This window comes from Sphingobium sp. TomMM35A, assembly GCF_054771735.1.
The window spans coordinates 233,876-257,438 of sequence record NZ_BSRC01000002.1; the positions used below are offsets into that span (position 1 = coordinate 233,876).

The window sequence follows — 23,563 nt, forward strand, 5'->3', positions numbered from 1 at the left end:
AGAATGAGGCAGATGATGAAGCTCCCCTACTCCCTGGCCTTGGCGACCGCCGGTTTGGCCGCAAGCTATGCTGCTTATGCCGCCACGCCCGCGGTCACCAACGCGATCAAGGCGCGCCAGGCCAGCTACAAGGAAATCGGCGGAGCGTTCAAAAGCGTCAATGACGAAATCAAGTCCGGATCGCCCGACATGAACAGCGTCCGCCCGCTCGCGCGCGACCTCGCCACGCGCGCAGCGCTGCTGCCCAAATATTTTCCGAAGGGCAGCGGCCCGGAATCGGGCGTGAAGACCCGCGCCAAGGCTGAGATCTGGAAGGACAATGCCGCCTTCGTGAAGCTTCAGGGCGACATGATCACCGCTGCAAAGGCGCTTGATGCGGCCGCCGCCAGCGGCAATGTCGCGGGCCTTACTGCGGCCCGCAACAGCTTGGGCGGCACCTGCAAAAGCTGCCACGACCGCTTCCGCGCGGAGCTCTGATGGTGAAGGCGGACGCGAGCAGCGGGGCTGTGCGCCTGCGCATCTGGGATTTGCCGACCCGCCTCTTCCACTGGACGCTTGTGCCGCTGCTGGCCTTCGCCTGGTGGACTGCTGAAGAGCGCATGCTCGACTGGCACCGGCTGGCTGGCTACAGTATCTTCACCCTGCTGCTGTTCCGCATCATCTGGGGCGTCGCGGGCAGCAGCACGGCTCGCTTCGCCAATTTCGTGGGCGGCCCCTCCAGGCTATTCCATTATATCCGCGGCCATATGTTCAACCGGTCCGCCGCTCCAGCGCCGGGGCACAATCCCGTGGGTGGATGGAGTGTGATCGCGATGATCGCCATATTGGCGGTTCAGGTGGGCCTCGGCTTCTTTTCCGTCGACATCGACGGCATGGAATCCGGCCCCTTCTCCTATCTGGTCGATTTCGAAACAGGCAGGGTTGCCGCGGAGTGGCACGCCTTCATCTTCAACATCATCCTTGCCTTGACGGCCTTGCACGTCGTCGCGATCCTCTTCTACCTGCTTCACAGGCGGGACAATCTGGTCGGTCCGATGATCAGCGGACGGCGAAAATGGACGGGAGACCATCCCACTCTGCATTTCGCGTCATCCTGGACAGCGCTCGTCCTCTTCCTGCTGGTCGCGGGCGGGACATGGTGGCTTATCGCTCAGTTCGGCCGGGCCTGAGCCCGATCCAAATCTTTTGAAGGACATTAAAAACCTCTCCTTGCATATGCGAGGAGAGGCTTTTTCTACGCATGACCGGCCGGTCAGGCTTTGAGATGCTTCGCCAGGTGCTTGTTCATCTCGAACATGCTGGCCTTCTTGCCGCCGAAGATTTTCTCCAGCTTGTCGTCCGCCAATATTTCCCGCTTGTCCTTCGGGTTTTGAAGATCATTGGCCTTGATATAGTCCCAGATCTTCTTGACCACCTCACTACGCGGGATCTTCTTGTCGCCGATGATGTCCGCGAGTTCCGGCGACGGCGTGACCGGAGCCGTAATGCCGCCACGCGCGCCACCCGTCGCCTTGCCGGTCTTCTTCACCTTGGCGACAGCCGCCTTCGTCTCCTGTTCGCCACGTTGCTCACGAGTCCGCGCCATGAAATTCTCCCTTGCTGATCGCTCGCGGGTCCATGATCACGCTAAGTCATGAGCAGCGAAAAAGTTGCCTCTCCTGTAATAATCGCTGATCAAGGCACCTTTCCAACCGTATCGGCGACATAGGCGTCCCGCTCGCCCATCGGCTTTGGGCGGCCGACTGTCGTGTCCTCCGCCGTCTGATGTTCTATCTCGCTGTTCAGTTCAGCGCCAAGGATCAGGATATAGGCGGACAGATACAGCCACATCAGCGTCACCACCACCGCGCTCAGCGCACCGTAAGTAGCGCCGTAATTCCCGAAGTTGGACGCATAGAGGCCAAAGCCCAGGCTCACCGCCAGCCAGCCCACGGTCGCCAGCAGGGACCCGGGCGTCAGCCAGCGCCAGCGCGCCCGCTTACGATCCGGAGCGAAGCGGTAAATGGTGCTGAGCAACATGCTCGCGGCCAGCGCGGCTAATATCCAGAAGCCGATGCGTATCGCCGTGATGAGGATCGCGGGCGCACCAGGCATCAGCTGCTCCAGGAAAGCGAGCGCAGCGATCGCGAAAATGGCGATTATCCCTGCCAGCAACAGTCCAAGCGTCATCAGACAGGCCAGGGCCGTCAGCCTGATGAAGCTGCGGGTCTCTTCCTCATCATAGGCAATGTTCACCGCCGTGACGATCGCGCTCGCGCCGTTCATCGCACCGTAGATGGAAAGCGCCAGCGAAAGAACGAGCCCAAACCCCTTCTTTCCGTTGCCCGTGTTGACCACCGACAGAAGCTGCTCCCCGATCAGCCGAGCAGCTTCTTCCGGGAGCAGCCGGAACAGGGATTGCAGATGTCCGGCGATCGCCGCCGGGTCAGCGAACAGGCCGTAGCATAATACCAGCGCTGCCAAGGTAGGGACAAAGGCGAGGAAGCCGTAAAACGCCACCCCTGCGGAGATCAGTCCGATATTGTCGCTGCCACTTTCATTCCACGTCCGGATCAGAATGTCCCGCCAAGCGGCCTTGGGCATTTCCCGTGGGCTCGTCGCCGTCCGGCCTCGAGCGCTATCGGTATCTGACATCTTAACTCCCTCCTGTGTTGGGGAGCAAACAACTGAGGGGCGAGACTGATCCAGTGATTGGTGGGAGTTGATTATCGCCGCCCGATCCCGCGACCTCTTCTCAAACCATCGCGGTCACGCAAAAGCAGTCCCGTCCAGCGCTCGCACGGGCACGTTCAGCCGCTCGAGAAGGCGGAGGCTGCGGACGATATTGCCGCTGAGTTCGCTCGCGGGCCGATGGCAAAGCTGAAGCGCGGCTTCCGCCATCGCCTCGACTGGTTCCAGATGATCGCGTTCATCCCATCCACCGACCGACAAGGCCCCCTCGCTCGCGACCGCCCCGACGGGGGCAAGCGAATTGACGGCAATATTCTCGCGCGACAGCTCCACCGCCCATCCGGCAGTCAATCGGTCGAGCGCCGCCTTGGTCGTCCCGTAAAGCGTAGCGTGACCATCGCGATTGAACCGGGTGTAGCGATCTTCTGGATCATAGGGCGCAGGCGGCGGCACGTCCGCAGTCGCGCTGGAAATGTTCAGGATCCATCCTTGGCCCCGATCGCGAAAATGAGGCAGCGCCTGCTGCGATAACTCCTGCGGCGCATGGACATTCATCTGGAACGCCAGGTGAAAATGCTTGGGCTGAGCCTCCCAGATCGGCACGAAACGCGACCAGGCGGCATTGTTCACCAAAATGTCCAACCTGCCGAAATGCCCCACGGTTTCAGCGACGATACGGGACCGATCATCCGCATCGGCAAGATTGGCGCCAATGGAGAGGCACTCGCCTCCGGCTGCGCGGATCAGCGCGGCTGTTTCGGCTAATGAACCCGGCAGGCTGCTGCCTCCAGCCTCTACCGTCCGTGCGACAATGGCGACCCTCGCTCCCTCAGCGGCGAAGCGTCGTGCAATGGCGGCGCCGATCCCCCGGCTGGCACCGGTGATGATCGCGACCCGTCCATCCAACAGCGCCATGGCTCTCTCCCTTTTCGTTCTCAGTCCAGCAGCAGATGCATCCGACCCGTGGCGATCGGCTTGTCCCGATCCGCCTGCCAGCAAATCGCATCGGCATTCACCACCCGGCGCCCCACGCGAACGAGCCGCGCCTGCCCATAGCTATCGACCATCCGGCCACCGCGCAGGAAATCGAACGACATGTTTATCGGCTTGGGCCAAGGCTCCCCCCGATCCTGGGCGACAGCCTCAAGACATGCGAGTTCCAGAAGGCTGGCGATGACGCCGCCATAAAGGAACCCCGACCGTCCTTCGAGCGACGCGGCAGCTGGCATCATCAGGACGGTGTCGCCATCCAGCCCAACGCTTCGGATGCCCAGCATCTGCGCATAGGGTGTGCGAACGATCATGACTCGTCCGTGAAGAAGAAGCTGGCGGTGGCCGTTGCGATCGGCGCCTGCGGATCGCCATCATGCACATCGCAACGGGTGAAAGCGACCTTGCGGGTGATATGATGGCAATGGGCGCGCGCATGAAGGCTGTGCCCTGCCCTTGCGGGCCGCAGATAATCGATATGCAGGTCGAGCGTGGCCATGGGCCGCCACTGGCGCGTGCGCGCGATGATGGCAGAACCGGCCGCCGCATCGACCAGCGATATGATCGGCCCGGAAGATACCAGGCCCGCGTCCGCATCCATCAGAAATCCGGGAGCGAAAGGACAAGCCAGTTCCGCCCAATCCGGTCCGTGATCGACATTGTAGATGCCCAGCAACGCATGATGGCCCCGCGGTGGCAGGTTCTTCAATCGCTCAAAGGCATCTTCCTCCTCCACCGTTCAGGCGTTCCCGCGCGGCTCTCGCGGCAGGCCCAGTCCCCGCTCCGCGATCAGGTTGCGCTGGATCTGGTTGGTGCCGCCGTAAATCGTGTCAGCGCGGGAGAAGAGGAACAGGTTGGGCAGCGTATCCCATTCATATTCGGCATGATCGCTGATCTCACCGCCTTGGCCAAGTACGTCCATGGCCAGTTCCCCAAGGCTGCGGCGCCAGCTCGCCCACTGGATCTTGTAGGTCAGGGCAGCGCCATCGATCTTGGCATGATCCGTTTGCGACAGCATGCGCAAGGCCCCGTACCGCATCAGACGCAGGCCCACTTCGGCCTTGGCGAGGCGCTGGCGGATCAGCGGGTCATTCGCCGCGCCATTGGCTTTGGCCGCCGCGATGATCTCGTCCAATTCATTGCGGAAGCCCATTTGCTGGCCCAACGTCGACACGCCACGCTCGAATGCCAGCAGGCCCATGGCGATGCGCCACCCATCGCCCACTGCGCCGATCAGGCTGTCAGCCGGGCACCGCGCATCGGTGAAGAAGGTTTCGTTGAACTCTGCGTCGCCATTGATCTGGCGGATGCCGCGTATCTCGATACCCGGCTGGTCGATCGGCATCATCAGGAAGGTCAGGCCCTTAGGCCCCTGCGACCCTTCCTCCGTGCGTGTCACGACAAATATCCAATCGGAAATATGGGCAAGGCTGGTCCAGATCTTCTGGCCGTTCACAACCCATTCGCCGTCTTCAAGCCGCGCTTTCGTTCGCACGCTCGCCAGGTCCGAACCGGCATTGGGTTCGGAAAAGCCCTGGCAGAAAATGGTCTTACCGCCTGCGATCCCCGGCAGGAAGCGCTGCTTCTGCTCCTCGGTGCCGAATGTCAGGATCGTAGGACCGGCAAGCTCGATGCCGATATGGTTCACCCGCCCTGGAACGCCAGCGCGGGCATATTCCTCGGCAAAGATCACCTGCTGCGCCAATGTCGCGTCGCGCCCGCCCCATTGTGACGGCCAACCGATGCAGGACCAGCGGTGCTCGGCAAGCTGCTGCTCCCACTCCTTGCGCCGTTCGGGACTGCCGGTCAGCTTGGTGATGCCCTTGATGTCGCGAAATTCGCCCGCCATCTGGCCGTTCAACCAGTCCGCGCACTCCTGCCGGAACAGTTCCTCTTCCGGGGAAAATCCGAGTTTCATGCCGCTTCTCCCAGGATCATCGTGGCGATCTTCTCGCGATGCCAAACATTGGTGCCAAGCATCGTCTGAAGCGCACGGGCGCGCTTGAAATACAGATGCGCGTCATGCTCCCACGTGAAGCCGATGCCGCCGTGCAGCTGGATCATGTCACCGGCGCAGCGGAAAAATGTGTCCGTGGCGAAGGACTTGGCGGCGTGAATGGCCATTTCGGCCTCTTCCGCGCCCTCGTCCACGGCGCAGGCAGCCCAATAAACCGCCGACCGGGCCTGTTCAATCTCGATCATCATGTCCGCCAGCCTGTGCTTGTAGGCCTGGAACGACCCGATCGGCCGACCGAACTGGATGCGCTCCTTGGAATAATCGACGGTCCGATCCAGGCACGCCTGCGCGCCGCCCAACGCTTCTGCGGCCGTAGCAATAAAGGCCGCGCGATGAACAGCGGCCAGAGCCGCCGCCGGATCGCCAAGCCGCTCGCCCGTCACATTGTCCAGCTGCACATGAGCCAAGGGACGGGTCTGGTCCATGCTCGTCTGGATCGTCACACTAACGCCGGGCGCATTCGCGGGGACAATCCAGACCTGCCGCATGTCGGTAACCACGAACATGTCGGCAGAGGCACCATGGGCAACGAAACGCGATCCGCCCGTCAGCCGATCGCCATCCGACTGGATATCCGCACCATAGAAATAACCGCCGATCACCTCGCCAGAGATCAGGCGCGGCAGCCATTGATCCTGCTGCTCGGCATCGCCGCCCGCCGCAATCGCCTGAGCCGCTTGCACAAGACTGCTGAGCATGGGCAATGCCGCCACCTGAGCGCCTGCCGCTTCCGCGATGATCGCCAGTTCCACCATGCCCAGACCCGCGCCGCCAGCGCTTTCCGGCAGCCCGATGCCGGACAGGCCCAGCTCCTGGCAGAAAGCCTGCCAAAGCGCCCGGTCAACGCCGTCGCCCGCCATAGCCTTGCGCGTGCGCTCGCTTGTGGCATTCTCCGCGAAGAAGCTGCGCGCCGTCTCCGCGATCATCTGTTGTTCGTCGGTAAATGCGAATTCCATCTCGGCCGCCTTTAAATATGTTGGCGGAGCTTCTCGCCCCGGCACTCGTCGGGGTCGGATGTCAGCCGCCCGGTAGACCGGCCGCTCTCTCCTGCCATCGACGGTTGACGACAATATGCCGCAAACGCCGTTCAGATAGTGCTATATGAGCTTAATTTTCTTTTCAAGCACTCATATGCGGAATTTTGAAATATTTAAATTCCGAATTTATTTGTTCGACCTAGCCTCACAAGCTGCTGACGGTTTGCGCGTCCGTGATCCGCACTACCCGATTGCTGAACTTGACAGTCCTGACCGCCAGCGAGGTTTCGACATGATTAACCCCCTCCATTGCCAGGATCTGTCCCGATGCCATCCTGTGAAGATTGTCGAGGTCATCATAAAGGCATGTCGCCATGATGTTGCACGGCCCCAATGTGATCATCACGGCCTTGACCAGTGGGATATGCGCGATGTCACGTGCGATCTGCCGGACATGACTGACATCGGCCTGCACAGCGATGAAGGCCACATTGGTCGCCTTTTCAAGCTTCAACCCTGTCAGCGCGGTGAAGGCAATCAGCTTTTCCTGCTGCAGCCGCTTGATGCGGCCCCTGACGGTGCCTTCATTCACGCCAAGATCCGCTGCGATCTTGCGGTTGGAAACGCGCGCATCCTGCGCCAAGATGGCGATCAGCTGGTGGTCCAGCTCGTCCAGGTCCGGCCTCCTCATGCAAGCCTCCTGCGATCGATCGGAGCGGTGTCCAAGCCATAGCGGACGATATCGAGCCCGATCGCGGGTATCATCGATCTTATTCCCGGCACCTTCGATAAACGATCCGTTATCAAAGAGGGAAGCTCGTCAATGTCATGGAGCGTCAGGAGCAGGCTGATCTCATAACTACCCGTCACCAGATGCGCGGCAAAGACTTCAGGAAATACAGCGAGTTCTTCCGCTACGTCCAATGCCGACCGGCCACTCACCTGCACCGCCAGGTGGATGAGGACATGATATCCGTGCACCGCGAAATCGGACACTGCCACGACGCGCAGCATCCCCGCATCCTCCATCCGCCGGATGCGCGTCGAAACGGTGGAAGCAATCAGGTTGAGGGATTCCGCGATCTGCTGATTGGTGGCTCGGCCATTTTGCCGCAGCTGTTCGACAATCTTCCGGTCCGTCTCATCGAACGCAAAAGTCTCACTCATATTCCCGCTCAACCTCTTTCTGCCGCCACTCTTGCCAGCAAAGGGTCAGAAGGTCGAATCGAAAGAGCATCATTCAGTCGCGCACGGTCCTGCTCCACCCGGCTCGCCGCCCCCCAACCGAGCAGCGCTGACAGGAAGCCGAAGGGAATGATGAGGGTCAGCGCCATGCGGAGCGAAGTCGCGTCATGGCCCAGCATCTGGCTGATCGCTCCGGTCGCCCATGGTCCCACGAAGAAGCCCAGCAGCGTCGTAACCGCCAGAAACAGAGCCGTCGACGCCGCCCTTATGCGCGCAGGCAGCATATATTGCAGTGTCGCGATAAACCCGACGGACCAGCCTCCGCCCAGCAGCCCGGCAGGGATCGCCGCCAGCTTCGCCATATCGAAGCTGCCAGCCCAGCTGGACATCAAGATCGCGCAGGTGGCGGCGCCCAGCGCCAATGCGGAAAGGCGCGACGGCCAGATCATGCTGCGCTTGGCGAGCCGGTCGGACAGCGCGCCGAACAACAGCATGCCGATCAGCCCAGACAGACCGAAGTTGATCGCGAAGGCCGACTTGGCCGCCACCGGATCAAGCCCATAAGCCCGGGTGAAGAGTTCCGGACCCCAAAAGCCAAAGGACACACCGGACAAAACACCAAAGCCAAAGGCGAACATCATCAGCAGATAGGCTGGACTGCGGACGAGGCATCCGACCAGCTGGCCAAGCGGCAACGCTTCCACCTGCTCTCCACTCGTACCGCTACGCCGCGGCTCGCGGATCAGCAGGAGCGCGCCGAGGCCCAGAAGGACCCCGACAAGGCCCATGCTGTGAAATGCCATGCGCCAATCATGCGCAGCCGCAATCGCTGGCCCTCCCGCCTGTCCCGCAATCTGGCCGACATAGGCTGCAAGTCCCAATATCGCGAAGGCGAGCCCACGCCTCTCCGGCCGGAAATAGTCGGATAGCAGCGAATAGGCCGGCGCTACGAAGGCCGCTTCCCCCACGCCCACGCCAACCCGGGCGAGGGTCAGGCTGACCGGGCCGCTCGAAAGGCCGGTGGCGACCGTCGCCGCGCTCCAGAGGATGCAGCCAGCCGCGATGATCCGCACGCGCGACGTGCGATCCGCCAGCCGCGCGAAGGGCACGCCGAGCACCACATATAGCAGCACGAAGGCGGGGCCCATCAACATGCCCATCATCGCATCGCCGATGCCGAACTCGGCCTTGATCGGGCCGATCAACCCGGTGATCAGGTAGCGGTCGGCATAGTTGACGATGTAGATCGCCAGCAGCATCGCCAGCACGACCCAGGGGTTGGAAGCACGGCCCATGTCTTTCAATCTCGCAAAAGCGAGCCGCCATTGACGTGCCAGAGTTGCCCGTTGACCCATTCCCCATCATCGGAGGCCAGGAAAGCGACCGCGCCTGCAATATCGTCCGGCTTGCCGAGGCGGCGGTGCGGCAGATTTTCCAGCATCCTGTCTACATAGTCCTGTGTCAGATGCTGTGCGACCGCTTCTGTCAGTACCACGCCAGGGCAGATGCCGTTGGCGCGAATGCCCTGCTTCCCGAATTTTCTGGCGACGTGGCGGACAAGGGCATGCAGCGCATTCTTGGTCATCGGATAGGCGACCTGCAACGGGTTGCCTGAAATCGCCGCGCCAGAGGAGGTGTAGATCATCGCGCCGCCGCCCCGCTCCAGCAGCACTGGAAGAGCGGCCTGCGTCGCCAGGAAATGGCTCTTGGCATTGATCGCGAAGGACCGGTCCAGCACCTCTTCCGTGCAGTTCAGCACGTCGATGTCGCCTTCGGTCCCACCCGCCAAATTGCTGTGGTAGAAGTCGAGCCGCCCGAACTCGGACAAGGCCGCCTCCACGATCGCGCCCTGCGACGCTGCCTTGGTCCCATCGAGTACGACGCCGATCGCCCGCCCGCCTTCCTCACGGATCGCGCGCGCCGTTTCCTCGGCCCAGTCGCCAACGATGTCGCCGATTACGACCGATGCGCCTTCGGCGACCAGCCGCCGCGCCGTGGCCGCGCCGATACCGCGCCCGCCGCCCGCGACGATCCCTGCCTTGCCTTCCAATCCGCGCATCATTCTCTCCAATATCTTAAACCGCCGGACGCCTGTTCTTCCAGGGCGCAGCGCTTTCCAGCTGACCGGCTAAGCGGAACAGCGTCGCCTCGTCGCCATAACGGCCCGTGAACATCACGCCGATCGGCAGACCTGCCGACGACATGGCGAGCGGCACAGACATGGCGGGCTGGCCGGTCATGTTCGCGACCTGCGTAAAGGGCGAGAAGACCGCCGCCCGCTGTCCCCATGCCGCAAAATCGACATCGGGAGTGAGGTTGATCTGGCCCAGCTTCAATGGCGGAGCGGCCAGTGTCGGCGACAGGATCACATCATAATTCGCCATGAACTGCGCCATGCTGATAGCCGCAGCCTGAAGCGTGTTGTTCGCACGGGCGAAGTCCATGCCGGCCGCCTTCTGCCCATAGCCGACGAAACCCAGCGTGATCGGTTCCAGCACGTCCGGCCCTATCGCCATGCCGGTCGCCTTCGCGCGATCCGTCATGTCCGCTGCAACCGATGAACCGATCAGCACGAAACTCGCCGCGCCCATCGCCGCGACGTCCAGCTTCGGCGCAGCTTCCTCGACATGATGACCCAGGCTCTCGCACAGCCGTGCCGCCTTGCGCGCCGCTTCGACGCATTCGGGGTCGACGGGCGATCCCGCAGGCGCATTCAGCATCAATGCTATCCGCAACCGGCCCGGAGCCTTGCCGACTTGCGACAGGAAAGTCTCGCCCGGCGTCGGCGCGGCATAGCGGGCGCCCGGTTCAGGCCCCTGCGTCGCATCCAATATGGCGGCGGAGTCCCTCACGCTGCGGGTGACGGCATGATGCACCGACAATCCGCCCCACCCTTCGGTGCGCGGCGGTCCCATCGGCACGCGCCCCCGGCTCGGCTTCAGCCCAAAGAGCCCGCAGCACGACGCCGGAATGCGGATCGACCCGCCACCGTCGGTAGCGTGCGCGGCGGGGAGCACGCCCGCCGCCACTGCCGCTGCAGCGCCGCCTGACGATCCGCCTGTGATCCGGCTCCTGTCCCACGGGTTGCGCGTGTCACCGGTCAGCTTGTTTTCAGTCGTGCCGGTCAGGCCCAGTTCGGGCACTGTCGTCTTGCCGAAGATGACAAAGCCAGCCTTCTCGATGCGCCGGACCAGCTCGGAGGTTACCTCAGGCATGTAGCCCTTGTAGAAACGGCTGCCATTCTCGGTCGGCAGGCCCGCGATATAGGTGTTGAGATCCTTCAGCAGCCATGGAACGCCGCTGAACGGCCCTTGCGGCAACCCCTTGGCGATTGCCGCGCGGCCATAGTCATAATGTTTCTGCGCAAGGAAGTTGAACCGCGGGTTCAGCGCCTCCGCCTTGCCGATCGCCGCCTCCAGCAATTCGCTTGGCGAAACCTTGCGCTTGGCGACCAGTTCGGCCAGCCCGAGCGCGTCGTGCGTGTCGAGCGGAGTGGAGCGCGGCGTCGCCGCCTTGGCAGTGCCGGCCAGCCCCACAAGCACCGCACCGCCCGCCATCGTTTCCCGGCGTGTCATGTCCATTCCTATCTCTCCAAGAGCTTCTTTTGGCGTGACAGCCATAGGGGATCATCTATCCCCCGCCCCGCTCGCCCTGAGCTTATTAAAGGGCTTAGCCAGGACGGGAGTGGCGGTGCAGCTACTCGTAATCCGCTTTATTCCGCGGCCGCCACGCTCTGATCCGCATAGTAGCGCGCATAATATTTGCGGAACTGCGGGATGGGGCCGTCACCATCGCAGATGATCGGGTTGGGCTCGAACTTCTGCCGGTCCCACACGACCTTATCCTGGTCGAACTGCTTGCAGATGTCGCGGATGATCGCCTTGGCGACCCCCGCCCGCTCGCCTTCGGCCTGGGCCTTGGGCTGGGTAAAGCAGAAGCGGACATGCACATGGTCCAGCTCCACCGGCGCGAGGCAGGCAACCAGCAGCGTCTCCGAAATGCCGGTAAAGCGCGTCCAGCTTTGTCCCGGCCCCATCGTGTCGTAGCTGATGCAGCCATCCACCTCGCCCCATGGCGTGCCCATTTTCGCCTTCACGTCAGCGCCGCGGCCCCAGTCTCCCCAACGCAGTTCGCCCAGCGGCACGTTGGCGGTGCCATGGATGAAACGGAAATGCGCCACGTCGACGCCATTTTCCGCCATGTTCTGCAGCGATCCCCAGACATTCCATTCGTGAACCTCATAGTCGGTCCATTCAGGATCGCTCGCCTCGGGCAGCACCGCGACTTCGAACAGCGGCGCTTCATCCTGCGGGTGATACCAGGCCCAGATGAAACGATTGGCTTCGGTAATGTGCCAGTTGCGCGTGCACTTGCGCTTCACCTGCGGCGGGATATTGCGGGCATAGGGCACGTCCTTGACCACCGCCTCGTCGCCATCATAGCGCCAGGCATGGAAGGGGCACTCCAGCAGATTGCCGTGCACCTTGCCGCCATGCCCCATATGTGCGCCCAGATGCTTGCAATAGGCGTCGAGCATGCGGACCTTGCCGTCCTCGCCGCGCCAGATCGCCAGGTCCTGCGAGAAATAGCGCAGCGGCTTCACTTCTCCGACCTGCAGTTCCGAAGACAGGAGGATCGGATACCAGCCAAAAGGAATGCCGATATCGAGGTTGCGCTCCTTGATCGAAGCGCGGTCCTTCACTTCGGCCAGCCGCCAATCGAGCAGGTCCTGCCCTTTGAGCTTCTCAAGGATCTGCCATACGGCAACCGGCGGCGTGCGCGCATCGGATGCGGCGGCGATTTCGGGGTTAGACATGGAAAAGGCTCCGTCAGATTATTTGAGGTCAAAGACCTTGATGGCGTTTTCACGCAGGAACTTCGGCCATACCTCGTCCTTGAAGGGGACGTTCTGCATGTCGCTGAAGATCCGCTCCAGGCTGAGGCCCATGGGAAAGTAGCCCGCATAGATGATCTTGCCCGCGCCGCGCGTATTGGCGTAGTCTATGATCGCCTTGGGATAGTGCTTGGGTGCAAATGCGCTGGTCGAATAATAGAGGTTCGGCCATTTCAGCATCAGCTTGACCGCCAAAGCTTCCCACGGCTCCGCGCCATGACGCATGACGACCTTCAGGTCCGGGAAGAACCAGCAGACCTCGTCCAGATGCTCGACCTTCTGCGTTTCCATCGGGATACGCGGACCCGGAATGCCCGCATTCAGCAAGACCGGCAGCCCCAGTTCCGCCGCACAGGTATAGAGCGGGAACATATATTTGTGATTGATCGCCACTTGCGGCAACGTGCCCGCCGGAAAGACGCTGATCGCCGACAGCCCGACTTCCGCATGGATGCGCTTGATCCGCTTTACTTCCTCCATGCCCCGGTTGGGATCACAGGGCAGGTCGAAGAAGAAGCGGTCGCCATACATTTCCTTGGCGCGGTAGGATGTCGCATTGTCGTTCCATCCGACCAGCGCCTTGTCGATACCATATTGGTCCATCTGCTCGACGGTCCATGATACGAAGTCATCAACCTTGCCGGTCTGCGGAATGTCCTTGAACATATATTGCGCGGGCATAGCGAACTGCTGGAGCGTCTGCTGGTCCTTGATCAGCGGACGAAAGGGATCGAACCATGCGGAGCGGTCTTCCGCCTCCGGAATGCCCAGCATGCAGTCGATTATCTTTATGTCCTTGGGCATGCCCATGCGGAACTCTCCTGTTCAGTTGTTGCCGGCCAGTTCAGGCCACAGCGCACGAAGCGCGATCTTGTTGATTTTCTGCGATTGGTTGCGCGGCAGGGGCTCGGCGGAAAAGGCGACGCGCACCGGCGCCTTGTAGGGCGCAAGCCTGCCCGCCACCCAATCGATGACGCTGCGTTCGTCCAGGCCATCCGCCTGAACCACCGCGACCAGCGCCTCGCCCAATCGCTCATCCGCTATCCCGAATGTCGCGCATTCAGTGATCTGCGGCATTTCGCTGAGGACGCGCTCGACTTCGGCGCAATAGATATTCTCGCCGCCTGAAATGACCATGTCCTTGGCGCGATCGACGATGAAGATGTACCCGTCCTCATCCTGATAGCCGATGTCGCCGGTACGCAGCCAACCGTCAGGCGTGAAGGTCTTCGCCGTATCCTCCGGCCGGTTCCAATATCCGCTCATGATCATGGCGCTGCGCACGATGATCTCGCCGGTTTCATTGGGACCGCAGACAGTGCCGTCCTCCCGCTCGATCCGCAAGTCGACCAGCGGCAGCACCCGTCCCGCCGAAGCCCGGGCCGCCAGGAAGTCCGCTCCAACAGCCTGGGCGATCGCGCCCGATGTCTCGGTCATGCCATAGCCGGTCCCGATCATCGAATGGGGGCACAGCTTCTGCACCTCCTCCAGCAGATTGAGCGGCAGCGCCTGGCCGCCCGATCCGATGTTCCGCACCGAACTGAGGTCAGCATCCTTGGTGCGCGCCCGATGCACCATGTCCCACAGCATGGTCGGCACGGTCGAAAGCTGCGTAACCCGCTCCCGCTCGATCAGCCGGACAGCCTCTTCCGCATCCCAGCGGCGCATGATGACAATCTTGCCGCCTGACAGGAATGGCGCGAGGAAACCGGAGCCCAGCCCCGAAATATGGAAAAGCGGATAGACGAGCAAAATGGCCTGGGGCGGCACCTGCGACGCAATGGCGTCCACCGAAACCCCATATTGTTGGGCCATGTTATGCAGCACCATCGTTCCGGTCAGCTGCGTGCCCAGCAGCCCGGTGATCAGGCTGCGATGGGACAGAACCGCGCCCTTCACCCGTCCTGTCGTGCCTGATGTAAACAGAATGGCGCAGGGATCATTCGGCGCTGCGGTCTTATCGGGTTCTACGGCAGTGGGCGCATCTCCCAAAGGCCGCGTTACATCGATCAACCGGCCCGCATAACCGCCATCGCGCAGAAGCGCGGCTCTGTCGGTATCCGCCAGCACAAGCTCCGGCGTCACCTCTTCGACCATCGCGTTCAGCTCGGCGGGCGATCCCCGGCTATTGAGCAGCGCTGCAACGCCGCCCTGCTTCACAACGGCGAGAAAGGCGACCATCCATTCGGCACGGTTGCGCATGCAAATCGCAACCCTCTGCCCCCGCGTGATGCCGAGCCGAGCCGCCAAATGGTCGCGCCAGGCGAACAACTGGGTGAAACTCACCCGCCGCTCGCCCTCTGCGCCGTCAAAATCGACGATGCATGTCTGGTCGCCGAAGCGCCGCGCCCCTTCGATTAACTGGTTGAGGTCCGAAGGCGCGTTTACGAAGAAGCGGAGGCCATCCTGCTCGCCGATTTCGAAAGGCGTGCCGGGTGCGGTGACGGCCGCGAAAATGGGATCGATCTTGCTCATGCTATCCTTGGGGATCACCTCACCGCCGCAGGGATCGTCCGACGGGGAATTGCGCCGGAGCCTTGGCCCCGGTTCGATTCCGGCATCCTCTATCCTCGACTCATCGCCGTTCTGCTTGAACACGACTCTATTCCGCCGCCCGCGTAATTCAACAACATTTTTTTTCCGCATGATCAGTGCACTTGATTGATGCCAGCATTTTCTAGGCCAACAACGTGATTGCCCCTGTATTTACTAGATTTTCTCTAAGCCGGGAGCTGCCCATATCACGATCTATAAATGGCTCATTTGCCTGCAAGGCCCCTTCCATATCACCTCCAGAACATTCAAGTTCGGAATTTATCGATTTACAAATTCCGTATTTTTGGGAATCTTGAGTCGCATCGCACCCACACTCGGAGCAGAGTGCGATTCTGTTAGGTGAGGTTCTGGACGTCGACATGAGCGAGGATTTTCAAGGCCGCGTCGCCATCATCACGGGCGGCAGCGATGGCATCGGCCTCGCCACTGCCAGCTTGCTGGCGCAGCGCGGCGCGCATGTCGTCATCTGTGGGCGCAGGCAGGCGCTGCTGGACAGCGCGCGCGACAGCATTTCGGCGCAAGGCGGCCTGATCGAGGCGATCCAGTTGGACGTCGCCGACACGGACGCGCTGACGGCGATGATCGAGGGCGTAGCCCAGAAATATGGCCGGCTCGACATGCTGGTGAACAATGCCATGTCGACCCATTATGCGCCGATCAGCAAGTTGACGCTCGAACATTGGCGCAAGGATTTCGCCGTCAACAGCGACGCCGCATTCGTCAGCACCAAGGCCGCGCTGAAAGTGATGGCTGCGGCGGGCAAGGGGTCGATCGTCAATATCGCCTCGACCTGCGGCATCCGCGCGACCGTGAACATGGCCAGCTACTCCGCTTCGAAGGCCGCGCTGGTGCATTTCACGGCCGCCGCCGCGATGGAAGCCGCACCCCTTGGCATCCGGATCAATGCCATCATTCCAGGGCAGGTTCAGACAGCCCCCACGGAACTGTTTTCCGCGCGCGCGTCCGACACCGCCGCTCGCACGACGGCCGCCATACCGATGCAGCGTGGCGGCCAGCCTGAAGAACTGGCGCACGCCATCGTCTTCATGCTTTCCGACGCTGCAAGTTACATCACGGGAACGGCATTGCCTGTAGACGGCGGAAAGGCCGCTCAACTGTATATGCCCGGCTGATACCTTCCAGGATCAGATCAACACTGCCTGATCGGCGCATGCACGAAGATTTCGTGCGCCCACGTTCATCCTCATCACCATCTTCATAATATCCAAGGGAGAGATATTCATGGCCAAGACATATAGATATGCTGCGCTACAACTGATCATGGGGGTCAGCGGCCTCGCACTTGCCAGTCAGTCGATGGCGCAGACCGACGCCGAACCGGCAACGTCCGGTCTCGAGGAAATCGTCGTCACCGCCCAGAAGCGCGCCCAGAATCTTCAGGACGTTCCCATCGCCATCAGCGCGATCAGTTCTGAAAAGGTGGAGCAGCTCGGCATCCGCGACAGCCGCGACTTGAGCGGCCTGGCGCCCAACGTCGTCGTGACCCAGGGGACGACCAGCAACGCCGCCGCCGTCTTCTCCATTCGCGGCATCTCCAACGGTGGCAGCGAAAGCTTCGGCATCGACGCTGCCAACGGCCTGTATGTGGACGGCGTGTATATTGCTCGCGGTGGCGCCCTGGGCCTTGGCGTCACTGACATCGAACGCGTCGAAGTGCTGCGCGGGCCGCAGGGCACCTTGTTCGGCCGCAACACGACTGGCGGCGCGATCCATTTCATCACCCGCGCGCCTTCATCCACCTTCCGGCTGAAGGCCGAGGCTGGCTATGGCAATTTCAACGCCTGGAACGGCAAGCTGTCGATCGATCCGGGTGAGATTGCGGGCATATCAACCAGCTTCTCCTATAGCCACAGCGAACGCGACGGCGTCATCGACAACATCTTGCAGCCCCGCGACTCTCGCGATCCGGGCGCCCGCACGTCCGACGCGTTCCGCGGTGCTGCCCGCATCGATCTCGGCGGAACCGGCAGCATCCAGTATATTTTCGACTGGAACCGGATCAAGGGCACGCCCCTTCCCTTCATCCTGACCAATGTTGCGGACGGCACGCCCAACGCGCCGATCACGGTCGATGGCCGCCAGGCCTTGGTCACGCAGCAGGCCCCGGTGGCACAGTATCTGGCGGGCGCGACCTTCGCCGATCCGGAATGCGCAGCGCTCGCAACGCCGGAGCGCAGATACCGCCATGAAGTCTGCAACAACATCCTCAGCCGCGCCGTCGACAAGACCTGGGGTCACAATCTGCAGGTCCAGAATGATTTTGGCGGCTTCAAGGTCAAGTCGACCACCGGCTACCGGTTCTGGAACAGTGACAATGTGACCGACCTGGACGGCCTCGGCGCGTTCAGCGGCCCGGCCTTCTCCAACGCGACCCTGTTCAACGGCATGCCCGCAGACCTCTTGCGGCGTACTGGCGCACTGCCGGCAGCCGCTATTCCGTTCATCTCCGCTGCACCAGTGCCGACGATCACGCAGGATCTGTTCTCCGTTGAAAATAGCCGGCGGCACAAGCAGTTCAGCCAGGAAGTCGAAATCTCCGGTGACAGCAGTTCACTGGACTGGGTCGTCGGCGGCTTCTATTTCTGGGAGAAGGGCTCCGAAAATGGCCGTCAGAATAGCGGCTTCATTCTCGACACCAATTCCGTTTTCCTCGGAAACTTCGGCCCGCTTGGCCCTGACTTAGCGGCTGAAAATCCGGCACGCTACCGCCTCGTCCAGACGCTCGCCCGGCTGAGATACACGGCATGGAGCGAAAGCACCGCAGTTTATGGCCAGTTTACCTTCTATCCGGGTGGCCGTGACAGTGGCATCCGCCTGACCGCGGGCGGCCGCTACACCTGGGACGAAAAGAAGATGCTCCGCCTCCAGAACGGCGCAGTCGCACCCGCCGTGCCGGAATATGGCAAAGCCAAGTTCAGCAAGTTCACCTGGAACCTGATGGCGGGCTATGATGTCGCCGACGGCATCAACCTGTATGCCCGCGCGGCCACCGGCTATCGCTCGGGCGGCTTCAATTCTCAGGATCCGGCAATCACTGGCACGAGCCAGCTCGGCAGCTTCGAACCGGAAAAGGTGACCTCCTATGAAGTTGGCGTGAAGACCGAGCTTCTCGATCGCCGCCTGCGCCTGAACCTTGCAGCCTATCATAACATTTACGACAATCTTGCCGTCATCGGCCCCGTCACCAACGCTCCCGTCGGGACGTTCGCCACGCGCATCATCAATGCGGGCAAGGTGGTTTACAACGGCGTCGAAGCAGAGGCTCAGGCTGTCCTTTCGGACAATTTCTCTCTCGACGGCAGCATTGGCTATATCGACATTAAATATAAGGAGTTCCTCGCAGGCCAGTCGCCCGTAGCCGGGGAGCCGCCGGTCAACATCGCGTCGATCGCAACGCCCGGTTATACGTCTCCGCTCACCGCCAATGTGGCGCTGAACGCGCAGTTCCCGTTGAACTGGCGCAACGCCACCCTGCGCGCGCGGATCGGCTACACGCATGAAGACGGCAAATATAATTTCAGCAGCCCGCTGGGATCGCCGTTCAATGAGCAGATCAAGGGCGACGATATCGACCTGATCGATGCCCAGATCGGCATCGACGGCTTCGCGCTTGGCTCGGGCGAAGGCGAAGTCCGCCTGTGGGTCAAGAACCTCACCAATGCGAAGGATTTCGTCCGCGGCATCGACTATGGCCAGCTTGGCTTTGCAGGCGGCTATTATGCCGAACCGCGAACCTACGGCATGACCGTGGGCGTCAAATTCTAAAGCATCGTGCGCAAAAGTGGGAACCGGTTTTGCGCTTGTAACGATGTGACAACAGACAACTGGAGCGCGCGACCTGCGTCCGATTAAACGCAGCGCGCTCTAACAAGCTTTCGGGGCATTCGTGCCTCCCTCCCCATGCCCCGTCTCCTTTTTGGAGGCGGGGCTTTTTTTGCTGGTTTCGGCTGCCCATTTCACTTCGCATTCAGCCCGGCGGCGCTAAAAACTGCCTGAGGTCAATAGCAAAGTGAGAGGGTAAAGTTGCTGAAATCATTGGGTGCTGCTTCGCTTCTTGCCCTGTCATTGGCGGCTACCGTCGCCCATGCCGAAACCTATTATGTCAGCTCGACGATTGGCGATGACCGTTCCACAGGTACGTCCCCCACACAGCCATGGGCGTCGCTCTCCCGCGTAGCCGCCTTCCCTTTGCAGCCCGGTGATGAAGTCAAGCTGATGGCCGGATCGTTGTGGCGCGAACCGCTCACTCTCACCCGATCAGGTAGCGAAAATGCACCGATCCTCGTCACGGCCGAAGGCATAGGATCCCTTCCGCGCATCGACGCAGGCGGCATTTCTCCCTACGGCGTCGCCATCATCGACGCCGATTATGTGACGGTCAGCGGCCTGGAAGTCACGAACGACAGCATGACGCCAGCCGCCCGCACCGGCGTCCTCGTATCGGCCGAAGATCGGGGCATCACGCGCGGCATCCGCATACGCGACATGTATATCCATGATGTGCGCGGGACGAACGATCGCAAGGACAATGGCGGCCTAGTCTTCCGCGTAGCAGGGCAGAAGACACCGACGAAGTTTGAAGACCTCATCATCGAACGGAACATCGTCTGGAACGTGGACCGTTCGGGCATTGCAGGCATCAGCGACCAGGTAACGTCCGCCAACTGGTTCCCGAGCGAGAAGGTCGTCATCCGCGACAATTATGTGGAGGATGTGGGCGGCGACGGCATCGTGCCGCGCGGAACCAATGGAGCGCTCATCGAACATAATATTGTTCGCTATGCAGGCAGCCGCGCGCCCGGCTACAATGCGGGTATCTGGCAATGGAGTACCGACAACAGCCTCATCCAGCTCAACGAAGCCGCCTATACCCGCACCCGCTATGATGGCCAGGGCTTCGATTCAGACTTCAACTCCCGCCGTACGACATTCCTCTACAATTACAGCCATGACAATGCTGGTGGCTTTCTGCTCATCTGCTCGCCCCGGCATGATGACAGCGGCAATATCGGCAATCATGGAACGGTCGCCCGCTTCAACGTCAGCCGCAATGACGGCACGCGCATATTCCAGATCGCAGGCAATGTGACGGGAGCATTGGTCGAAAGAAATGTCGTCCATGTCGGCAAGGCGATGGACGTTCAGATGGTCGTCGCGACGCAGTGGGACGGATGGGCGCGCGACATCCGATTTCGCGACAATGTCTTCAAGGTCGCGGGCACTGCCCGGTACGGCAGCGAGATCGGACGGAAAGGCCCCGATTATCTGATCAAGGCTGGCTTCGACCCGGCGGAGTCTTTCCGATTCAAGGGCAACAGTTATTTCGGCAGCCATGTCGATGCCCCGGACGACGGATCAGCCCGAATCGAAGCGAATTACGAGGAACAGCCATCGGACTGGCAGGTGCCCGTCTTCGATCCATCCAGCGCCAGGGGCTTTCCCGAATTCATCGCGAACCACCGCAGCTGGATGCTGGCCATGCTCCGCCGGGAACTCGGCACCTTCGTCAAACTGAAGCAGCCCCGCCGCCTCCAGCTCTCAGAGGAGCGGCGGTAATGCGCCATCCGGAATCCAGTGCCCACCCCCCATCCGTTCGGGCTGAGCCTGTCGAAGCCTGCCCGCTCGCCCCGACAGCCTCAGGGCGAACGGGGTCTTTGGTGCGGACAAATCCGCCTATCCTCCCCTCACTCCGAGCCAAGCCGCGCCGCATGCCAGCGCAGATGATCCGTCATGAAGCTCGATATGAAATAATAGCTATGGTCATAGCCCTCGCGCATGTTGAGCGTCAGCCCGATCCCCGCCGCATCGCAGGCCGCCTCCAACAGTTCCGGGCGCAACTGCTGCTCCAGAAACTGGTCGGCTGTCCCCTGATCCACCAGTAAGTCGGGCACGCACGCGCCATCCTCGATCAGGGCAACGGCGTCATGCTTGCGCCACGCGGCCCGATCGTCCCCCAAATAGCCGCCCAACGCCTTCTCGCCCCAGGCCACCTGGCCGGGCGCGACGATCGGCGCGAAGGCAGACACCGCCTTGAACCGGTCCGGATGACGCAAGCCGATGGTCAGCGCGCCATGGCCGCCCATCGAATGTCCCATGATCGACTGGCGGCTCATGTCGGCCGGAAAATGCTCCGCGATCAGGGCAGGCAGTTCCTCCGTCACATAAGACCACATGCGATAATTGCGATCGAAGGGCGCCTGAGTAGCATTGACGTAAAAGCCGGCGCCAAGACCGAAATCATAGGCGCCCGCAGGATCATCGGGCACGCCCTCTCCCCGCGGCGACGTGTCCGGTGCGACAAAGATGAGCCCCAATTCCGCACAAGCTTTTCTGAACTCGCCCTTTTCCGTCACATTCGCATGCGTGCAGGTCAGGCCCGACAAATACCAGACCACGGGCAGCTTCGCGCCCTCTTCATGCGGCGGCACATAGACCGAAAAGCTCATGTCCGTCGCGGTTTCAGCGGAGGCATGGCGATAGACGCCCTGCACGCCGCCAAAGGCCTTGTTGGCGCTGACCTGTTCCATGCCGCTGCTCAAAACACGACAACGCTGCGGATGCTCTCGCCCGCATGCATCAGGTCGAAACCCTTGTTGATCTCCTCCAGCGTCAGCACATGGGTGATCATCGGGTCGATCTCGATCTTGCCGTTCATGTACCAGTCGACGATCTTGGGAACGTCCGTGCGGCCCTTCGCGCCGCCGAAAGCGCTCCCCTTCCACACGCGGCCAGTAACCAGCTGGAAAGGCCGGGTGGAGATTTCCTTGCCCGCTTCCGCCACGCCGATCACGGTCGAAACGCCCCATCCGCGATGGCATGCTTCCAGCGCCTGCCGCATCACTTCCGTATTGCCGGTGCAATCGAACGTGTAATCCGCCCCGCCGTCGGTCAATGCGACCAGATCAGCAACCACTTCCGCCGTGCTCTTCCCCCTGGGGTTGTAGAAATGGGTCATGCCGAAGCGCTTGCCCCACTCGGCCTTGCCGTCATTCACATCGACACCGATGATTCGGTCCGCCCCCACCATGCGCGCCGCCTGCAGGACATTGAGGCCGATACCGCCCAGGCCGAAGACGATGACATTGCTGCCGGGCGTCACCTTCGCCGTATTGATGACCGCCCCGATGCCGGTCGTCACGCCGCAGCCGACATAGCAACTCTTGTCGAAAGGCGCGTCTTCCCGGATCTTCGCCACGGCGATCTCGGGCAGCACCGTGAAGTTCGAAAAGGTCGAGCAGCCCATATAATGGAAGATCGTCTGCCCCTTGTAGCTGAACCGGCTCGTCCCATCCGGCATCAGCCCCTGGCCCTGGGTCGCGCGGATCGCCGTGCACAGGTTGGTCTTGCCCGACAGGCAGCTTTTGCACTGGCGGCATTCGGGCGTGTAGAGCGGGATCACATGATCGCCCGCCTTGACCGAAGTCACGCCCGGCCCAACCTCACGCACGACACCTGCGCCCTCATGGCCAAGGATCGACGGGAATATGCCCTCGCTGTCGAACCCGTCGAGCGTGTAGGCATCGGTATGGCAGATGCCGGTCGCCATGATCTCGACCAGGACCTCGCCTGCCTTCGGGCCTTCCAGATCGACCTCTACGATCTCCAGGGGCTTCTTCGCTTCAAATGCGACGGCGGCGCGGGTCTTCATGCAGCGTTCCTCAGATCGAATGTGGGGCTGCACCAGCAGTGGTTCAATTTGGCCGCGCGATCAAGCCGCCGGTCTGCTTCATCCGTCAGGATTTGCAGCGATCATGACGAAGTTCTTACGCCTTCGCCGGTAAAAAATGAAGCACAGCGTCCCGGGTGGGGAGATGGGTCTTTGGGACGCTGTGCTTCTCTCCCATAGTGCGACCCGAGGGAGTTAAAGGAGATAGTGCCCGGCAGAACCGGCCAAGAAATGCTGCAATCTGGCTGGTGGCGAGCTGGCCTGATCAAGGCCCGCGCCATCCAAAACGAATAGCGAGTTTAAGGCCGACGCCATATTGCGCGCCCAGGCGGCCCGAAAATCATGAATGAAGAAAAGAGGCTGAGCGACTGCATTGCGTCATGTCCTGCTTCGGTAACCCCGCTGTCTCAATCATGAGACCGGAAGCTTTGCGTCTTGCCGTCACCGGCAGTTTGCCTTTTCGGTCAGATCACTCGCTATCGCGCGCTTTTCTGCCTTAGCAATTGCTTAACCCAATTATGCCCTCGGGTCAATGATTTGTGGCGGAAAAAAGATGCGTCGTGGAAACTATGCCATCGATCCACCTG

General features: G+C 61.6%; 22 protein-coding genes and 1 riboswitch. Of the genes, 5 read left to right on the forward strand and 17 right to left on the reverse strand.

Annotated elements, in window-relative coordinates; genetic code table 11:
- The first annotated feature begins 15 nt into the window (after positions 1 to 15).
- Both ACYU8T_RS14170 and ACYU8T_RS14175 read left to right on the forward strand, forming a co-directional pair.
- The gene (locus tag ACYU8T_RS14170) at positions 16 to 477 is read left to right on the forward strand and encodes a c-type cytochrome (protein WP_176502325.1); all 462 of its coding nucleotides are present in this window, start codon (positions 16 to 18) and stop codon (positions 475 to 477) included.
- Positions 477 to 1,169, forward strand: coding sequence for a cytochrome b/b6 domain-containing protein (locus tag ACYU8T_RS14175; RefSeq protein WP_097093536.1), 693 nt, complete (start codon positions 477 to 479; stop codon positions 1,167 to 1,169). Before ACYU8T_RS14170 ends, ACYU8T_RS14175 begins: the two co-directional genes overlap by 1 nt.
- Before the next feature lie 83 nt (positions 1,170 to 1,252).
- Here the strand turns inward: ACYU8T_RS14175 and ACYU8T_RS14180 are convergent, their stop codons facing one another.
- The 15 genes from ACYU8T_RS14180 to ACYU8T_RS14250 all read right to left on the reverse strand — a co-directional run bounded on the left by ACYU8T_RS14180 (position 1,253) and on the right by ACYU8T_RS14250 (position 15,208).
- The gene (locus ACYU8T_RS14180; protein WP_097093537.1) at positions 1,253 to 1,585 is read right to left on the reverse strand and encodes an SWIB/MDM2 domain-containing protein; all 333 of its coding nucleotides are present in this window, start codon (positions 1,583 to 1,585) and stop codon (positions 1,253 to 1,255) included.
- A gap of 89 nt (positions 1,586 to 1,674) precedes the next feature.
- Positions 1,675 to 2,634, reverse strand: coding sequence for a YihY/virulence factor BrkB family protein (locus ACYU8T_RS14185; protein WP_097093538.1), 960 nt, complete (start codon positions 2,632 to 2,634; stop codon positions 1,675 to 1,677).
- A 114-nt stretch (positions 2,635 to 2,748) separates the two neighbouring features.
- Complete coding sequence (locus ACYU8T_RS14190; protein WP_461159978.1) at positions 2,749 to 3,585, reverse strand: SDR family NAD(P)-dependent oxidoreductase; 837 nt, start codon at positions 3,583 to 3,585, stop codon at positions 2,749 to 2,751.
- A 20-nt stretch (positions 3,586 to 3,605) separates the two neighbouring features.
- Positions 3,606 to 3,974, reverse strand: coding sequence for a PaaI family thioesterase (locus ACYU8T_RS14195; RefSeq protein ID WP_461159979.1), 369 nt, complete (start codon positions 3,972 to 3,974; stop codon positions 3,606 to 3,608).
- Positions 3,971 to 4,369, reverse strand: coding sequence for a PaaI family thioesterase (locus ACYU8T_RS14200; protein WP_281494488.1), 399 nt, complete (start codon positions 4,367 to 4,369; stop codon positions 3,971 to 3,973). Before ACYU8T_RS14200 ends, ACYU8T_RS14195 begins: the two co-directional genes overlap by 4 nt.
- 30 nt (positions 4,370 to 4,399) lie before the next feature.
- Entirely contained in the window at positions 4,400 to 5,578 is a 1,179-nt protein-coding gene (locus tag ACYU8T_RS14205; RefSeq protein ID WP_201515988.1) for an acyl-CoA dehydrogenase family protein, read from the reverse strand.
- Positions 5,575 to 6,633 (reverse strand): acyl-CoA dehydrogenase family protein, encoded by a 1,059-nt coding sequence (locus ACYU8T_RS14210; protein WP_461159980.1) that lies wholly within the window; start codon positions 6,631 to 6,633, stop codon positions 5,575 to 5,577. Before ACYU8T_RS14210 ends, ACYU8T_RS14205 begins: the two co-directional genes overlap by 4 nt.
- A gap of 226 nt (positions 6,634 to 6,859) precedes the next feature.
- A complete protein-coding gene (locus ACYU8T_RS14215) occupies positions 6,860 to 7,345 on the reverse strand; it encodes an Lrp/AsnC family transcriptional regulator (RefSeq protein ID WP_247233517.1) in 486 nt (161 codons plus the stop codon).
- Positions 7,342 to 7,821: an Lrp/AsnC family transcriptional regulator gene (locus tag ACYU8T_RS14220; protein WP_097093545.1), complete on the reverse strand. Its 480-nt coding sequence runs from the start codon at positions 7,819 to 7,821 to the stop codon at positions 7,342 to 7,344. The genes ACYU8T_RS14215 and ACYU8T_RS14220 overlap by 4 nt, the downstream gene beginning before the upstream one ends.
- Positions 7,822 to 7,829: 8 nt before the next feature.
- Complete coding sequence (locus ACYU8T_RS14225; RefSeq protein WP_461159981.1) at positions 7,830 to 9,134, reverse strand: spinster family MFS transporter; 1,305 nt, start codon at positions 9,132 to 9,134, stop codon at positions 7,830 to 7,832.
- Between the two features lie 5 nt (positions 9,135 to 9,139).
- Complete coding sequence (locus tag ACYU8T_RS14230; protein ID WP_097093667.1) at positions 9,140 to 9,898, reverse strand: SDR family NAD(P)-dependent oxidoreductase; 759 nt, start codon at positions 9,896 to 9,898, stop codon at positions 9,140 to 9,142.
- A gap of 16 nt (positions 9,899 to 9,914) precedes the next feature.
- Positions 9,915 to 11,414, reverse strand: a complete 1,500-nt coding sequence (locus ACYU8T_RS14235) for an amidase (RefSeq protein ID WP_461159982.1) — start codon at positions 11,412 to 11,414, stop codon at positions 9,915 to 9,917.
- 137 nt (positions 11,415 to 11,551) lie between these two features.
- Positions 11,552 to 12,655, reverse strand: a complete 1,104-nt coding sequence (locus ACYU8T_RS14240; RefSeq protein ID WP_461159983.1) for a Rieske 2Fe-2S domain-containing protein — start codon at positions 12,653 to 12,655, stop codon at positions 11,552 to 11,554.
- A gap of 18 nt (positions 12,656 to 12,673) precedes the next feature.
- Complete coding sequence (locus ACYU8T_RS14245) at positions 12,674 to 13,543, reverse strand: amidohydrolase family protein (protein ID WP_461159984.1); 870 nt, start codon at positions 13,541 to 13,543, stop codon at positions 12,674 to 12,676.
- Positions 13,544 to 13,558: 15 nt separating this feature from the next.
- The gene (locus tag ACYU8T_RS14250; protein WP_461159985.1) at positions 13,559 to 15,208 is read right to left on the reverse strand and encodes a class I adenylate-forming enzyme family protein; all 1,650 of its coding nucleotides are present in this window, start codon (positions 15,206 to 15,208) and stop codon (positions 13,559 to 13,561) included.
- A 440-nt stretch (positions 15,209 to 15,648) separates the two neighbouring features.
- Here ACYU8T_RS14250 and ACYU8T_RS14255 point away from each other — a divergent pair, with 440 nt between their 5' ends.
- The 3 genes from ACYU8T_RS14255 to ACYU8T_RS14265 all read left to right on the forward strand — a co-directional run bounded on the left by ACYU8T_RS14255 (position 15,649) and on the right by ACYU8T_RS14265 (position 20,866).
- Entirely contained in the window at positions 15,649 to 16,422 is a 774-nt protein-coding gene (locus tag ACYU8T_RS14255; RefSeq protein ID WP_201515994.1) for an SDR family NAD(P)-dependent oxidoreductase, read from the forward strand.
- Positions 16,423 to 16,531: 109 nt separating this feature from the next.
- Positions 16,532 to 19,075: a TonB-dependent receptor gene (locus ACYU8T_RS14260; RefSeq protein ID WP_461159986.1), complete on the forward strand. Its 2,544-nt coding sequence runs from the start codon at positions 16,532 to 16,534 to the stop codon at positions 19,073 to 19,075.
- 258 nt (positions 19,076 to 19,333) lie between these two features.
- A complete protein-coding gene (locus tag ACYU8T_RS14265; RefSeq protein ID WP_461159987.1) occupies positions 19,334 to 20,866 on the forward strand; it encodes a right-handed parallel beta-helix repeat-containing protein in 1,533 nt (510 codons plus the stop codon).
- A gap of 128 nt (positions 20,867 to 20,994) precedes the next feature.
- Here ACYU8T_RS14265 and fghA read toward each other — a convergent pair whose 3' ends face one another.
- Together fghA and ACYU8T_RS14275 are read right to left on the reverse strand one after the other, a co-directional pair.
- Entirely contained in the window at positions 20,995 to 21,837 is an 843-nt protein-coding gene (fghA, locus tag ACYU8T_RS14270; protein ID WP_461159988.1) for an S-formylglutathione hydrolase, read from the reverse strand.
- A gap of 8 nt (positions 21,838 to 21,845) precedes the next feature.
- Positions 21,846 to 22,958 carry an S-(hydroxymethyl)glutathione dehydrogenase/class III alcohol dehydrogenase gene (locus ACYU8T_RS14275; RefSeq protein WP_461159989.1) on the reverse strand — a complete coding sequence of 371 codons (1,113 nt, stop codon included), beginning with the start codon at positions 22,956 to 22,958 and terminating at the stop codon, positions 21,846 to 21,848.
- Between the two features lie 407 nt (positions 22,959 to 23,365).
- A riboswitch (cyclic di-GMP riboswitch) is annotated at positions 23,366 to 23,443 on the reverse strand.
- Positions 23,444 to 23,563: the final 120 nt, after the last annotated feature.